13 protein-coding genes and 1 pseudogene are annotated in these 14,781 nt (G+C 70.1%); 8 read left to right on the forward strand and 6 right to left on the reverse strand.

Translation table 11 applies throughout. The annotated features are described in order from the left end of the window. Positions 1-645, forward strand: a complete 645-nt coding sequence (locus ACZ69Q_RS45085) for a response regulator (RefSeq protein WP_471054629.1) — start codon at positions 1-3, stop codon at positions 643-645. Here ACZ69Q_RS45085 and ACZ69Q_RS45090 read toward each other — a convergent pair. Together ACZ69Q_RS45090 and glgX are read right to left on the reverse strand one after the other, a co-directional pair. Next, the gene (locus tag ACZ69Q_RS45090; RefSeq protein WP_471054604.1) at positions 642-2,066 is read right to left on the reverse strand and encodes a sulfatase family protein; all 1,425 of its coding nucleotides are present in this window, start codon (positions 2,064-2,066) and stop codon (positions 642-644) included. The genes ACZ69Q_RS45085 and ACZ69Q_RS45090 overlap by 4 nt on opposite strands. A gap of 95 nt (positions 2,067-2,161) precedes the next feature. Continuing rightward, positions 2,162-4,405 (reverse strand): glycogen debranching protein GlgX, encoded by a 2,244-nt coding sequence (glgX, locus tag ACZ69Q_RS45095; RefSeq protein ID WP_471054606.1) that lies wholly within the window; start codon positions 4,403-4,405, stop codon positions 2,162-2,164. 158 nt (positions 4,406-4,563) lie between these two features. Here glgX and ACZ69Q_RS45100 point away from each other — a divergent pair, with 158 nt between their 5' ends. The 6 genes from ACZ69Q_RS45100 (at position 4,564) to ACZ69Q_RS45125 (ending at position 11,175) form a co-directional block, all read left to right on the forward strand. Then, a complete protein-coding gene (locus ACZ69Q_RS45100) occupies positions 4,564-5,805 on the forward strand; it encodes a L,D-transpeptidase (protein ID WP_471054608.1) in 1,242 nt (413 codons plus the stop codon). Between the two features lie 180 nt (positions 5,806-5,985). After that, complete coding sequence (locus ACZ69Q_RS45105) at positions 5,986-7,227, forward strand: L,D-transpeptidase (protein ID WP_471054610.1); 1,242 nt, start codon at positions 5,986-5,988, stop codon at positions 7,225-7,227. Positions 7,228-7,562: 335 nt separating this feature from the next. Continuing rightward, positions 7,563-8,330, forward strand: a complete 768-nt coding sequence (locus ACZ69Q_RS45110; protein WP_471054612.1) for an enoyl-CoA hydratase/isomerase family protein — start codon at positions 7,563-7,565, stop codon at positions 8,328-8,330. Positions 8,331-8,616: 286 nt separating this feature from the next. Next, a complete protein-coding gene (locus tag ACZ69Q_RS45115; protein WP_471054614.1) occupies positions 8,617-9,120 on the forward strand; it encodes an ATP-binding protein in 504 nt (167 codons plus the stop codon). Positions 9,121-9,265: 145 nt separating this feature from the next. Beyond that, positions 9,266-10,447: a YncE family protein gene (locus ACZ69Q_RS45120; RefSeq protein ID WP_471054616.1), complete on the forward strand. Its 1,182-nt coding sequence runs from the start codon at positions 9,266-9,268 to the stop codon at positions 10,445-10,447. 104 nt (positions 10,448-10,551) lie between these two features. Next, a complete protein-coding gene (locus ACZ69Q_RS45125; protein WP_471054618.1) occupies positions 10,552-11,175 on the forward strand; it encodes an ADP-ribosyltransferase in 624 nt (207 codons plus the stop codon). Positions 11,176-11,215: 40 nt separating this feature from the next. Here ACZ69Q_RS45125 and ACZ69Q_RS45130 read toward each other — a convergent pair whose 3' ends face one another. Next, positions 11,216-11,863: a GNAT family N-acetyltransferase gene (locus ACZ69Q_RS45130; protein WP_471054619.1), complete on the reverse strand. Its 648-nt coding sequence runs from the start codon at positions 11,861-11,863 to the stop codon at positions 11,216-11,218. 312 nt (positions 11,864-12,175) lie between these two features. Between ACZ69Q_RS45130 and ACZ69Q_RS45135 the strand changes: the two genes are divergently transcribed. Then, a complete protein-coding gene (locus tag ACZ69Q_RS45135) occupies positions 12,176-12,394 on the forward strand; it encodes an EF-hand domain-containing protein (protein WP_471054621.1) in 219 nt (72 codons plus the stop codon). Positions 12,395-12,482: 88 nt separating this feature from the next. On the opposite strand, the gene ACZ69Q_RS45140 is transcribed toward ACZ69Q_RS45135, so the two are convergent. The 3 genes and pseudogenes from ACZ69Q_RS45140 to ACZ69Q_RS45150 form a co-directional block, all read right to left on the reverse strand. Next, positions 12,483-13,040, reverse strand: coding sequence for a glycoside hydrolase family 25 protein (locus ACZ69Q_RS45140; RefSeq protein ID WP_471054623.1), 558 nt, complete (start codon positions 13,038-13,040; stop codon positions 12,483-12,485). A 92-nt stretch (positions 13,041-13,132) separates the two neighbouring features. Beyond that, positions 13,133-14,500 (reverse strand): L-serine ammonia-lyase, encoded by a 1,368-nt coding sequence (locus ACZ69Q_RS45145; RefSeq protein WP_471054625.1) that lies wholly within the window; start codon positions 14,498-14,500, stop codon positions 13,133-13,135. 92 nt (positions 14,501-14,592) lie between these two features. After that, positions 14,593-14,781, reverse strand: a pseudogene (locus tag ACZ69Q_RS45150) (serine hydroxymethyltransferase); the annotation flags it as partial.

Genomic DNA, 14,781 nt, shown 5'->3' on the forward strand with positions numbered 1-14,781 from the left:
ATGAGTGACCAGGCGGCCATCTCCCTGTTGATCGTCGACGACCATCCCGTCGTACGGGACGGTCTGCGCGGCATGTTCGAGTCCGCGCCCGGCTTCGTCGTGCTCGGCGAGGCGGCGAGCGGCGAGGAGGCCCTGGAGCGGGCCGCCGCACTCGACCCCGACGTGATCCTGATGGACCTGCGGATGCCGGGCGGCGGCGGGGTCGCGGCCATCGCCCACCTCACCCGCACCGGAGCCCGCGCCAAGGTCCTCGTGCTGACCACGTACGACACCGACTCCGACACGCTGCCCGCCATCGAGGCGGGCGCGACGGGCTATCTGCTGAAGGACGCCCCGCGCGACGAGCTGTTCACCGCGGTCCGGGCCGCCGCCGAGGGCCGCACGGTCCTGTCCCCGGCCGTCGCCTCCCGCCTCGTATCCGCCGTACGCGCCCCCAGGGCCCCCGGCAACGAGCCCCTCTCCGCCCGCGAGCGCGAGGTCCTCGCCCTGGTCGCCAAGGGCACGCCCAACCGCGAGATCGCCCGCGAACTCTTCATCAGCGAGGCGACCGTGAAGACCCACCTCACCCACCTGTACGCCAAGCTCGGCGTCAACGACCGCGCGGCGGCGGTCGCGACGGCGTACGAGCGCGGGATCCTCGGCTAGCCGGGGTAGGGGAGGAGCCCGGCGGCGATCCGCTCCCAGGACGCCTTGAGTTCCGCGAGCAGCTCCGGCCTGTCGGGCGCCAGATCGGCCTGCTCGCGCTGGTCGGCGCCGAGGTCGTAGAGGTGGTCGGTGCCCTTGTCGTCCCGGTAGTACTTCCAGTCGCCGCGCCTGAGCGCCCGGTTGGCCCGCACCCGCCAGAACAGGTCGCGCTGCGGCAGTTGCTTGCCGCGCAGGAGGTAGCCCGCGAGGCTGGTGCCGTCCAGGGGGTACGCCGGGTCGGGCCGCGCACCGCCCAGCTCCAGCAGGGTCGCCGTCCAGTCGGGGGAGAAGACCGGCTCGTGGCTGACCTGTCGGCCGTCGATCCGGGCGGGCCAGCGCAGGATCGACGGGACCCGGATGCCGCCCTCGAGCAGCACGAACTTCTCGCCGCTGAGCGGCCAGTTGTAGGAGTAGCGCTCGCCGCCGTTGTCGCTGGCGAACAGCACGACGGTGTCGTCCTCCTGCCCCGACCGGCGCAGGGCGTCGAGCACCTCGCCGACGGCCGCGTCCAGGCTCTCCACCATCTGCGTGTACTTCTCGACCGAGCCGCCGTCGTAGTGGTTGAGCGCTCTGCTGATCTCCGCCTGGCTCTTCGCGGCCCGGATCCTCGCCTCGATCTCGGCGCCGGTCTCCTCGTCGCCCTCCGCGAGCCAGGGCCAGTGCGGGGTGGTGAAGTTCAGGTTCAGCAGCCAGGGCGTGTCATGGTCCCGGCTCACGTACTCGACGGCCCGCTCGGTCAGCACGGTCGTGTAGTAGCGCAGGTCCTTGTACTCGGCGTCGCCCTCGTAGAGGTCGTGGGCGCCGAGCTGGCCGAGCTTGGAGAAGTACTCCAGGACGCCGCCGAAGTTGCCGAAGAACTCGTCCCAGCCGGACTTGGTGGGGCTGTGGTCCGGCAGCCAGCCGCAGTGCCACTTGCCGATGAGCGCGGTCGCGTAGCCCGCCTTCTTCAGCAGGGAGGCCAGGGTGGGGTGGTTCGGGTCCAGCCCCTGCGTCCTGTTGGCGATGGGCTCCGCGAGGCCGCCCGGCGTACGGCCCGGGTACCGCCCGGTGTACAGGCTGAACCGGGTCGGGGAGCAGGTCGCGGAGCCGGAGTACGCGTCGGTGAACCGCACGCCCTGGCGGGCCAGCCGGTCCAGGTTGGGGGTCCTGATGTGCGGGGCGCCGTAGGAGGACAGATCGGCCCAGCCGAGGTCGTCGCCGAGGATGACGAGGAAGTTGGGCCGCCGGCCGGACGAGCCGGGGCGGGCCCTGAAGGGGCGTTCGGAGGGACGTTCGGCGGGGGTCGCTGCGGCGGCTTCGGCCGCGGTGGTCGTACCGGCGACGGCAGTCACGGCGCCACCGCCGACGAGACCACCGAAGGCACGGCGGGATATCTCGGGCATGCGTCTCAGTCGATCAGCGCGCCGGCCTCATGACCAGGAGTCCGCGGCGGAGTTCATGACCTTGCAACGCTGTCTCAACGACCTGGGACGTCGCCTCAATCGACGCGCAGCAACAGCACCGAGCGTGCCGGAACCGTGATCGCCGCCCCCGCCCGGTGCTCCACGCCCGGCGCCTCGGCCTGCTCCTCCCGGGAGGTGTCGACGACGACCTCGTAGCGCTCGGCCCACGGCGGCCCCGGCAGCACGAAGCTCACCGGCCGGTCCCCGGCGTGCAGGACGGCCAGGAAGCTGTCGTCCACTATCGGCGCCCCGCGCTCGTCCCGGCCCGGGATGTCCCGCCCGGACAGATACATGCCCAGCGTGGCGGCGGGGGCGTACCAGTCCCGTTCCGTCATCTCCGTGCCCCGCGAGGTGAACCAGGCAAGGTCGCGCAGCCCGTCCGCCGAGTGCGCCCGCCCGGAGAAGAAGGCCCGCCGGCGCAGCACCGGATGCCGGTGCCGCAGCTCGACCAGCCGGGCGGTCAGGTCGAACAGCGCCTTCCATCCCGGCTCCTCCAGCAGCCCCCAGTCCAGCCAGCTCATCTCGTTGTCCTGGCAGTACGCGTTGTTGTTGCCGCGCTGCGTGCGCCCCAGCTCGTCGCCCGCCACCAGCATCGGCACGCCCGTCGACAGCAGCAGCGTCGTCAGCAGGTTGCGCAACTGCCGCCGCCTGAGCGTGCGTACCCGCTCGTCGTCGCTCTCGCCCTCGGCGCCGCAGTTCCAGGCCCGGTTGTCGTCCGAGCCGTCCCGGTTGCCCTCGCCGTTCGCCTCGTTGTGCTTGCGCTCGTAGGACACCAGGTCCCGCAGCGTGAAGCCGTCGTGCGCGGTCACGAAGTTCACCGAGGCGTACGGCCGGCGACCGCCCCATGCGTACAGGTCGCTGGACCCCGACAGGCGGTACCCCAGATCCCGTACGTCCGGCAGCGCGCCCCGCCAGAAGTCCCGTACGGCATTGCGGTAGCGGTCGTTCCACTCCGTCCACAGCGGCGGGAACGCCCCCACCTGGTAGCCGCCCGAGCCGACGTCCCACGGCTCGGCGATCAGCTTCACCCGCCGCAGCACCGGATCCTGCGCGATGACGGCAAGGAACGGCGACAGCATGTCGACGTCGTGCATGGAGCGGGCCAGCGCGGCGGCCAGGTCGAAGCGGAAGCCGTCCACCCCCATCTCCGTCACCCAGTAGCGCAGCGAGTCGGTGATGAGCCGCAGCACATGCGGCTGGACGACGTGCAGCGTGTTCCCGCAGCCCGTGTAGTCGGCGTACCGGCGCGCGTCCGACTGCAACCGGTAGTACCCCCGGTTGTCGATGCCCTTCAGCGACAGCGTCGGGCCCAGCTCGCCCGCCTCCGCCGTGTGGTTGTAGACCACGTCGAGGATGACCTCGATCCCGGCGGCGTGCAGTGCGCGGACCATCCGCTTGAACTCGCCGACCTGCTGACCGGTCGTACCGGAGGCGGCGTAGGCGGCGTGCGGGGCGAAGTAGCCGATGGAGTTGTAGCCCCAGTAGTTGCGCAGGCCCTTGCGCAGCAGGTGGTCCTCGTGCGCGAACTGATGCACCGGCAGCAGCTCCACCGCCGTCACGCCCAGCTTCACCAGGTGCTCGATCGCCGCCGGATGCGCGAGACCGGCGTAGGTGCCCCGCAGTTCCTCCGGGATCCCGGGGTGCAGCTTCGTGAACCCCCGTACGTGCACCTCGTAGATGACCGAGTCGGCCCACGGTGTCTTCGGCCGGCGGTCGTCCGCCCAGTCGTCGTCATCGTGGACGACGACGCCCTTCGGGACGAACGGCGCCGAGTCGCGCTCGTCGCGCACGGTGTCCGCGACATGCTGCTGGGGCCAGTCGCGGACGTGTCCGTACACCTCCGGCGGCAGACTGAAGTCGCCGTCCACCGCCCGGGCGTACGGGTCCAGGAGCAGCTTCGCCGGGTTCCAGCGGCCGCCGGTCCACGGGTCCCAGCGGCCGTGCACCCGGTAGCCGTAGCGCTGGCCGGGCATCACACCCGGCACGAAGCCGTGCCAGATCTCGTGGGTCAGCTCGGACAGCCGGGCCCGTGTCTCCCTGCCCTGCTCGTCGAAGAGACACAGCTCGACGGCCTCCGCTCCTCCCGCCCACAGCGCGAAGTTGGTGCCCGCCACCCCGTCCGGGCCGACCCGGAAGCGGGCGCCGAGCGGCACGGGCGTGCCCGGCCACACCGGCACACCGGGGGCCTTGTGCCGCACGCCGTTCACGACGGCGGCCGGGCGCCCCTCCTCAGCGGCGACCGCCCCGGCCACCGCCTCCTGCTCGGCTGCGCTCGACACCTGTGGCCTCCCACGGCTCACGGACCACACGACGTGGAAGGAGAGCACGCGGTCGTCCCTGGCCGCGGCTCCCCGTCGCGTCGTCCTCCCACATGTTCTGCCCACCCGTCGGCTCGCACTCACGTTTCCCCAGGGCCGCCCCGGTCGTTGGGGTCTTCGTGAGGCACGTACAAGGGCGCGCGCGGCGCGCGGGAGCCGCATTGGCCGCCGTACTGACATGGGCGGGACTGCTGGCCGGGGCCGCCGGCTGCACTACGGACGGCGGCGGAATCGACCAGATGCTGGGCAAAGGGCCGGCACCCGAGGACGTCATCCGGGTCACCCCCGACGACGGCTCCAAGGGCGCTCGCCCCGAGGAGGGACTGCTCGTCCGCGTGCCCAGCGGACGCCTGGAGTCGGTGAAGGTCGTCAGGTCCCAGGACGCCCAGGAGACCCCGGTGCCGGGGCACATCTCCAAGGACGGCCTGCGCTGGGAGCCCGATGAACCCCGGCTCGCGCTGGCCGCCGAGTACACGGTGGACGCGGTGGCCCTCGACGGCCACGGACGCCGCAGCGCACGGCACACGACCTTCACCACGTACGTCCCCGACGAGCGGTTCATCGGGTACGTCGCCCCGGAGAACCGCTCCACCGTCGGCACCGGAATGATCGTCTCCCTGGAGTTCAACCGGGAGATCGAGGACCGGGCCGCCGTCGAACGCGCCGTCGAGGTCACCGCCGAGCCGGCCGTCGAGATCCGCCCGCACTGGTTCGGCAAGGCCCGCCTCGACTTCCGGCCCCGGGACTACTGGCGGCCCGGCACCCAGGTCACCGTCGCGCTGCGGCTGCGGGACGTCGAGGGAGCGCGCGGGGTGTACGGCCTCCAGCACAAGACCTTCTCCTTCACCGTCGGCCGCCACCAGTCCTCCGTCGTCGACGCCGTGAAGCACACCATGGAGGTCCGCCGCGACGGCGAACTGCTCGCCACCGTCCCCGTCACGGCCGGCGCCCCGAAGATGACCACCTACAACGGCAAGATGGTGGTCACCGAGATGCTCGAACTCACCCGGATGAACGGCGCCACGGTCGGCTTCAAGAAGAAGGACGGCAAGGGCGAGTACGACATCCCCGACGTCCCGCACGCCATGCGCCTGACCGACTCCGGCACCTTCCTGCACGGCAACTACTGGGCGGACTCCGACATCTTCGGACACAGCAATGTCAGCCACGGCTGCGTCGGCCTCAGGGACGTCAAGGGCGGCGGATCCGAGACGCCCGCGGGCTGGTTCTTCGACCGCAGCCTGGTCGGGGACGTCGTCGAGGTCGTCCGCAGCAATGACAAGAAGGTCGCTCCCGACAATGGCCTCGGGGGATGGAATATGGGCTGGAAGGAGTGGAAGGCGGGGAGTGCGGTGAAGTAATCGGAAAGGGGGGTGATTTGCGACGGGCCGCTCGACCGGCCGGCTGCCCGGCGATGTTGGAACGGAACGGTGACAAACGCGCGGCGCCGACGTGCCTGGCCATGTGGTTAATATGCGCGGATGCGCGCGGCTGACGCGCGGGGGTGCGGGCCGGACCAGGCCCGGGGAGGGGAGAAAGACTTGAACGTGCGGCCGATATCGGGGGCGTCGGTTGACGGGCGTGGGAGGCGCGGGCGCACCGGCCTTGCGGCACTGGCCGGCGTCATGCTGCTCGCGGTCACCGCGTGCGGCGGGGGCGGCGGTTCGGACTCGGGTGCCGGCGACGGCAAGGGCGGGGACTCCGGCACGGCGGAGTCCAAGAAGTCCCAGGCCGTCGTGACCATAGCGCCGGGCGACGGCGCCAAGTCCGTCGACACCAGCGGTGCGCTGAAGGTGACCGCGGCCAAGGGCAAGCTGACGGACGTCGAGGTCAAGGACGCCAAGGGCGACGCGATAGACGGGAAGATATCCGGCGACGGCGCCACGTGGACTCCGTCCACGCACCTCGCCGCCGCCACGAAGTACACGGTGCACGCGGTCGCCAAGGACGCCGACGGCCTGGAGGCCGCCAAGGAGGCCGACTTCACCACGCTGACCCCGAAGAACACCTTCATCGGCCGGTTCACGCCGGAGGACGGCTCGAAGGTCGGCGTCGGAATGCCGTTCTCCCTGCGCTTCGACCGGGGCATCACCAACCCCGAGGACGTCGAGAAGGCGATCACCGTCAAGACCGAGCCGGCCGTCGAGGTCGCGGGCCACTGGTTCGGCAACGACCGCCTCGACTTCCGTCCCGAGAAGTACTGGAAGTCCGGCACCAAGGTCACCGTCGAGCTCAACCTCGACGGCGTCGAGGGCCGCGAGGGCGTCTACGGCGAGCAGGACAAGAAGGTCTCCTTCACGATCGGCCGCAACCAGGTCTCGGTCGTCGACGTGAAGACCAAGAAGATGAAGGTCACGCAGGACGGCAAGGTCATCAAGACCATCCCCGTCACCACCGGCAAGCCCGGGTACGACACCTGGAACGGCCAGATGGTGATGACCGAGAAGTTCGTCCAGACCCGGATGAACGGCGACACGGTCGGCTACGACGGCGAGTACGACATCGACGACGTCCCGCACGCCAGCCGCCTGACCGACTCCGGCACCTTCATCCACGGCAACTACTGGGGCGGCGGCGCCTTCGGCAACTACAACGCCAGCCACGGCTGCATCGGCCTGCGCGACGTCAAGGGCGCGTGGGACAAGAGCACCCCGGCCGCGTGGTTCTTCAACCACTCGATGATCGGCGACGTGGTGGTCGTGAAGAACTCCGCCGACGCGACGGTGGCCCCGGAGAACGGCCTCAACGGCTGGAACATGTCGTGGGAGAAGTGGAAGGCATAACTCCCGCATGACGGCATACGGCCCCGGTGTACGACCTCGATGTGAGGTACGGCACCGGGGCCGTCGCCGTTGGTCCCCGTGCTGTGCCTGTCTGGGGGCGACCCCCAGACCCCCGGCCGTATGTGACTGACCGCACTCCAGCCCTTGCCGTTGGTCCCCGTGCTGTGCCTGTCTGGGGGCGACCCCCAGACCCCCGGCCGTATGTGACTGACCGCACTCCAGCCCCTGCCGTTAGTCCCCGTGCTGTGCCTGTCTGGGGGCAACCCCCAGGCCCCCGGCCGTATGTGACTGACCGCACTCCAGCCCCTGCCGTTAGTCCCCGTTAACCTGCCTCCATGACCGTGAATCTCGAAGTCGCCGAAGGTGTCGGTACCCTCCGTCTCGACCGTCCGCCCATGAACGCGCTGGACGTGGCCACCCAGGACAGGCTCAAGGAGCTCGCCGAAGAGGCGGGCCGGCGCGACGACGTGCGGGCCGTGGTGATCTACGGCGGGGAGAAGGTGTTCGCGGCCGGCGCGGACATCAAGGAGATGCAGGCCATGGACCACGCGGCGATGGTCCTGCGCGCCCGGGCCCTCCAGGAGTCGTTCACCGCGGTGGCCAGGATCCCGAAGCCGGTGGTGGCGGCCGTGACCGGCTACGCGCTCGGCGGCGGCTGCGAGTTGGCGCTGTGCGCGGACTTCCGTATCGCCGCGGACAACGCCAAGCTGGGCCAGCCGGAGATCCTGCTCGGCCTGATCCCGGGCGCCGGCGGCACCCAGCGGCTGGCCCGCCTGGTCGGCCCGTCCAAGGCGAAGGACCTGATCTTCACGGGCCGTATGGTGAAGGCCGACGAGGCGCGGGAGTTGGGCCTCGTGGACCGTGTCGTCGCCCCCGACCAGGTCTACGCCGAGGCGCACGCCTGGGCCGCGAGGCTGGCGCAGGGTCCGGCGATCGCGCTGCGTGCGGCGAAGGAGTCGATCGACACCGGCCTGGAGACGGACATCGAGACGGGCCTCGCCGTCGAGCGCGGCTGGTTCGCCGGGCTGTTCGCGACGGAGGACCGGGAGCGGGGCATGCGGAGCTTCGTGGAGGAGGGGCCGGGCAAGGCCAAGTTCCTCTGAATCCCACATCTGAAACTCGCCCGAACCACTTGCAATTGACGGCGTGTCTGATCCGGGTCCCTCGATGGGGCGGTTTATGGCAGCCTTAAGGCAACCTTAAGCGTGTCTTGTCGAGGGAGCCCGTCGATTGCCTCCAGCAGAGCCTTCGTCGCAGCTCAGGCGGGCTGTCGAGGACTCCGAACTGCCACTGTCATATGCCGATCGACGGGTGCGGAATGAAGGCTTCCGGGGGGTGTATTCCTCCGGAACGGCCCCGGAGGGCCGTGCGGGCGGCCATGATGGGGGCATGGCGGGGCTGGAGGGTGTCGAACACCCGCGGGGAAACGGCCGTGTGACTGCGGCGCGCTGGTCTCCGGCGGTCGAGGACGAAGTTGCCTCAAAGGCGCTGGAGCTGTTCGGCAATCCTACGGAGGCGGAGGTTCCGCTGCCGTCCCGCCCGGAGTCCGCCGCGACCGCGCGCCGGCTCGCGCAAGTGGTGGTTCTGCGCCAGTGGGGCCTCACCCCCAAGATGACCGAGGACGCGGTCCTACTCGTCTCGGAGCTGGTCGGCAACGCCGTCCGCCACACCGGCGCCCGCGTCTTCGGCCTGCGGATGCGCCGCCGCCGGGGCTGGATCCGCATCGAGGTCCGCGACCCGTCCCGCGGGCTGCCCTGTCTGATGCCGGTCCAGGAGATGGACGTCAGCGGCCGGGGCCTGTTCCTCGTCGACAAACTCTCCGACCGCTGGGGCGTGGACCTGCTGCCGCGCGGCAAGACGACGTGGTTCGAGATGAGGGTGGCGGACCGCTAGCGGTTGCCTCCGGCGGCCGAAAGGGTGCCCTCGGGCAGGGCGCGGCGACCCGTAGCCCGAGCCAATCGGGTAAATCGCATGATTTTCGGCGTAATCCTCATTAAATAGTGCGGCGCCCCCACCCCGCCGCACCGGAAGACCGCCGATGAACCACACGTACCGCATCCTCCTCGCCGCCCTGGCCCTCCTCGCGCTCGCCGCCTGCGGCACCGACTCCCACCAGGGCGAGAACCACGCCGAGACGACCCGCGGCACCCAGGCCGCCATCCCCGCCCCGGTGAAGGAGAGGACCGTCAAGGGCCTGCCCGGCATGCCCCCCGTCCTCGACCCGAAGGACGTCTACGCCGCCGACCGCCCGAACAAGCTCTCCCCGGTCGTCAAGGACTTCCCGTCCCGCGTCTACGTCCCGAACAGCGAGTCCGACACCGTCTCGGTCATCGACCCGAAGACGTACGAGGTCATCGAGACCATCCCCGTCGGCCGCCAGCCCCAGCACGTCGTCCCGTCCTGGGACCTGAAGACCCTCTGGGTCAACAACAACCGCGGCCACACCCTCACCCCCATCGACCCGAAGACCGGCAAGGCGGGCGAGGAGGTGGAGGTCCACGACCCCTACAACCTCTACTTCACGCCCAACGGCAGGTACGCCGTCGTCATGGCCTCACTCGACCGCGAACTCGTCTTCCGCGACCCCCACACCATGAAGCGGATCAAGACCGAACCGGTCACCTGCTACGGCGTCAACCACGCCGACTTCTCCCTCGACGGCCGCTACTTCATCGTCTCCTGCGAGTTCAGCGGCGAACTGCTGAAGGTCGACACCGAGCAGATGAGGGTCGTCGGGCAGCAGAAGCTCCCCTTCGACGGCGCCATGCCGCAGGACGTCAAGGTCTCCCCGGACGGCAAGCGGTTCTACATCGCCGACATGATGGCCGACGGCATGTGGGTGCTGGACGGCGACAGGTTCGCCACCCCGACGCTCCTGCCGACCGGGAAGGGCTGCCACGGCCTGTACATCAGCCGCGACTCACATGAGATGTACGTCTCCAACCGCGGCGAAGGCACCGTCTCCGTGTACGACTTCACCAAGAACAGGCTCACCAGGAAGTGGCACCTCCCCGACGGCGGCAGCCCCGACATGGGCGGCGTCTCCGCCGACGGCAAGGTGCTGTGGCTCTCCGGCCGCTACGACTCCGAGGTGTACGCCCTCGACACCCGCACCGGCGCCGAGCTCGCCCGGGTCCAGGTCGGCGAGGGCCCGCACGGCCTCGCCGTCTACCCGCAGCCGGGCCGCTACTCCCTCGGCCACACCGGCATCTTCCGCTAGCCGGCACCTGGTTGAAACGCGCTTTTGAATCCCCGTCAGTGGACACGCCGCCGAACGGGTGAAGATCCCCGGCTTGGCGCCGCAGGCCCGCAATCGTGCACCGCATGATCACAACTCGCCTGCGGCGGCGGGCCGCTGCCGCCGTCCTGTCCCTCTCGGCCGTCCTCGCCACGACGGCCGCCACGGCACCCGAGTCCCGTGTCGCCGCTCCCACGACCGTCACCACGGCCGCCGCCCCCGCCGCCTGTCCCGTCCAGTTCGACGACCGGATCAAGGCCGCCGCCGACCGTGACGTCGACGTCGAGCGCATCACCCCCGACCCGGTCTGGCGCACGAGCTGCGGCACGCTCTACCGGGCCGACGGCCGCGGGCCGGAGGTCGTCTTCGAGGAGGGCTTCCTTCCCAGGGACGTCGAGAACGGCCAGTACGACCTGGAGAAGTACGTCCTGGTCAACCAGCGGTCCCCGTACGTGTCCACGACCTACGACCACGACCTGTACAAGAACTGGTGGAAGTCCGGCTGGAACTACTACATCGACGCCCCCGGCGGCATCGACGTCAACAAGACCATCGGCGACACCCACAAATGGGCCGACCAGGTGGAGGTCGCCTTCCCGGGCGGCGTCGCCCGCAAGTACATCATCGGCGTCTGCCCGGTGGACAAGACGACCAAGGTCGAGATCATGAGCCGCTGCCAGAGCAACCCGCACTTCGAGGCCTGGCACTGACAGCCCGGCGCCGCGAGCCCGGTACCGGGCCGTTCGCCGGCTACCGGGTGCGCAGCAGCAGTTCCGCGCCCACCGGCCGATAGCCCGCCGCCTGGAACGTCCGCGTACTGCGGGCGTTCCCCGGCGTGACCTGCGCCCACAGCGGTTCGGTGACGAGATGCCGGGCCGCGGTCACCAGTAGGCGCCCCAGGCCCCGGTGCCGTACCCCCTCGTCCACCTCCACCGAGACCTCGAGCCGCCCGGCGACCCCGCGTCCCATCACCAAGACCCCGCCGTCCGCCGCCCACGCGCGCACGTCGTCGCGCCGTCGTCGGGCGTAGCCGATCCGGGAATGGCCGGCGTCGTGCCCGGCGTCCTCGATCTCCCGCAGTGCGAGCGGCGGCGCACCCGTCAGCGGCGCGGCGACCAGGACCGCGTCGACGGTCTCGGCGCCGCGTCCCGTCCGCTCCATCAAGGCCGCCAGGAAGCGCGGGTTCATCGGCGCGGCCAGCGCGTCGCAGTCCACCTCGCGCAGGGTGTCGTACACCCATGCCGGGTCCTCGTCGGTGAGGACGACGGAGTGCGCGGTGAAGGCGAGGACGCCCGCGTCGCGGTGGGAGGGCTGGGGGAGGACCGTCGTACGGCCGTCCGCGGCCGGGAAGACTCCCCGGGCCGCCGCGTCGAGAATGTCCCGCAAGGTCTCCGCCACGGCCGCACCGTCCCGTCCCGCTCCTTGAGTCTCCACCCACTTGAAGGCCCACACTCGCAGACATGATCGACGACGGCACCGGACTTTTCACCACCGGCGAACCGGCCCGGGCCACCGGGCGCGACTGTCGGCCGCCGTACTCGAACGCCTGAGGCCGAGCGTGAGTCGGCGCACCGGGCGGAGTTCGCCTGGGTGGTCGACGCACTGGAGGTGCGCGCGGGCGGTTAATCTGACCGCGGCTAATGTGACCTGCGGCAGCAGGCCAGCACAAACACGACAGACGCGAGTAGACGCGAGTAAAGGGGCGGACCGGTGGCGCACATCGACATCGAGGAAGCACGCAAGCAGTTCGAGCGCATCGATGCGGACGGTGACGGCTCCATCACCGCCGCCGAATTCAAGTCCGCTCTGGCCCAGGGCGGCGACTGGAACGTCACCGAGGCCGTCGCCGAGGCGATCATCAAGAGCCGCGACCTCAACGGCGACAAGCTCCTGTCGTTCGACGAGTTCTGGGCCTTCCTGAACAAGTGATGCCTCACGAAGGGGCGCCCTCCCCGCGGGGAAGGCGCCCCTTCGTCATGTTCGCCCCGGGTTCGGCGTGGGCCAATGGCGCCGTCCGTCAGGCGTTCTCGGCCCACTCCCGCAGCGCCGCCTTGCTCGAGAAGTCCGCGACGTTTCTGTCCAGCGGGTCGTCCGTGTACTGATGGAAACGCCACTTCGCCTGGATTCGGGGCTCGCCCGCCGTCACGTAGTCGGCGATCCAGAGGCCGTCGCCGGCGTAGGACGTGGTGTCGACATTGAGCCAGAAGTTGCGGTTGCAGTAGAGGATGACGGGATTGTTCGGCCTCTTCTCCTTCACCTTGCGGATGAAGAGGTCCTTCTCCGCGTTGCTGGCGCGGGTGCCCTCGCTCGTCGTCTCCCAGTCGACGGCGAGGATGTCACCGGCCTTCTCCGGGGCCTTGCTGACGAAGTAGTCGGCCTGGGCGGAGAGGTTGCCGGGCCACAGGAAGTGGTAGAAGCCGACGACCAGGCCGGCGTCGCGGGCGCGTTTCGTCTGGGCGGTGAGTTTGGGGTTGATGTAGGAGCGGCCCTCCGTCGCCTTGATGAAGACGAAGGAGAGGCCGTCGGTGTCGTAGGAGGAGGACTGGAACGCGCTTACGTCGATGCCGCGCAGCATGGGGGGACTCCCTGATGTACCGGTGGGGGCAGGAGTTGGACTGGATGTATGCCCCACCGTGGCACGGCTGACGCGTTCCGAACGTGGAATCGTCAACACTCGATGATGTTGACCGCGAGCCCTCCTCGCGCCGTCTCCTTGTACTTCACGGACATGTCGGCGCCCGTGTCCTTCATCGTCTTGATGACCTTGTCGAGGGACACCTTGTGGGAGCCGTCGCCGCGCATGGCCATGCGGGCGGCGGTGACGGCCTTCACCGCCGCCATGCCGTTGCGTTCGATGCAGGGGATCTGGACGAGGCCGCCGACCGGGTCGCAGGTGAGGCCGAGGTTGTGTTCCATGCCGATCTCGGCGGCGTTCTCGACCTGCTCCGGGGAGCAGCCGAGGACCTCGGCCAGCGCGCCCGCGGCCATCGAGCAGGCGGAGCCGACCTCGCCCTGGCAGCCGACCTCGGCGCCGGAGATGGAGGCGTTCTCCTTGAAGAGCATGCCGATCGCTCCGGCGGCGAGCAGGAAGCGGACGACTCCGTCCTCGTCGGCGCCGGGCACGAAGTTGATGTAGTAGTGCAGGACCGCCGGGATGATGCCCGCGGCGCCGTTCGTTGGGGCGGTGACCACGCGGCCGCCGGCGGCGTTCTCCTCGTTCACGGCCATCGCGTAGAGGGTGATCCACTCCATGGCGAGCGCCTTCGGGTCGCCCTCGGAGCGCAGCTTGCGGGCGGTGTTGGCAGCCCTGCGGCGGACCTTCAGGCCGCCCGGCAGGATGCCCTCACGTGCCATGCCGCGGGCCACGCACTCGCGCATCACCCGCCAGATCTCCAGCAGGCCCTCGCGGATCTCCTCCTCGGTGCGCCAGGCCCGCTCGTTCTCCAGCATCAGCGCGGAGATCGACAGGCCCGTCTCCTGGGTCAGGCGCAGCAGCTCGTCGCCCGTGCGGAAGGGGTACTTCAGGACGGTGTCGTCGAGCTTGATGCGGTCCGCGCCGACAGCGTCCTCGTCGACGACGAAACCGCCGCCCACGGAGTAGTACGTCTTGGACAGGAGCTCCTCGCCCGAGGCGTCGAACGCCCACAGCGTCATGCCGTTCGCGTGGTAGGGCAGGGCTTTGCGGCGGTGAAGTACGAGGTCCTTGTCGAAGTCGAAGGGGATCTCGTGGTCGTCGAGGAGCCGGAGGCGGCCCGCCGACTTGATCTTCTCCACCCGCTCGTCGGCGGTCTCCACGTCGACGGTGCGGGGCGAGTCGCCCTCCAGGCCGAGCAGGACCGCCTTGGGGGTGCCATGGCCGTGGCCGGTGGCGCCGAGGGAGCCGTAGAGCTCGGAGCGTATGGAGGCGACGGAGGGCAGGACGCCCTCGTTGTGCAGGCGGCGGGCGAACATGCGTGCCGCGCGCATCGGGCCGACCGTGTGGGAGCTGGACGGGCCGATGCCGATCGAGAACAGGTCGAAGACCGAGATGGCCACGGGGACTCCTCAATACGGGGTGGTGCAGAAGGCTTCCGCGGGGTGCCCCGCCCGCTCACTGACCAGTGTGCGGGACACCCCACGGAAAGGAACTACTTGTTCAGAACGGGGTAGAGCGGGTGCTTGTCGGCGAGTGCCTTGACCCGGGCCTTGAGCGCGTCGACGTCGTAGACCGGCTTCAGCGTCTCGGCGATCACGTCGGCGACCTCGGTGAAGTCCTCGGCCGTGAAGCCGCGCGTGGCCAGGGCCGGGGTGCCGATACGCAGCCCGGAGGTGACCAT

It is taken from the genome of Streptomyces sp. NPDC036764 (assembly GCF_055609385.1).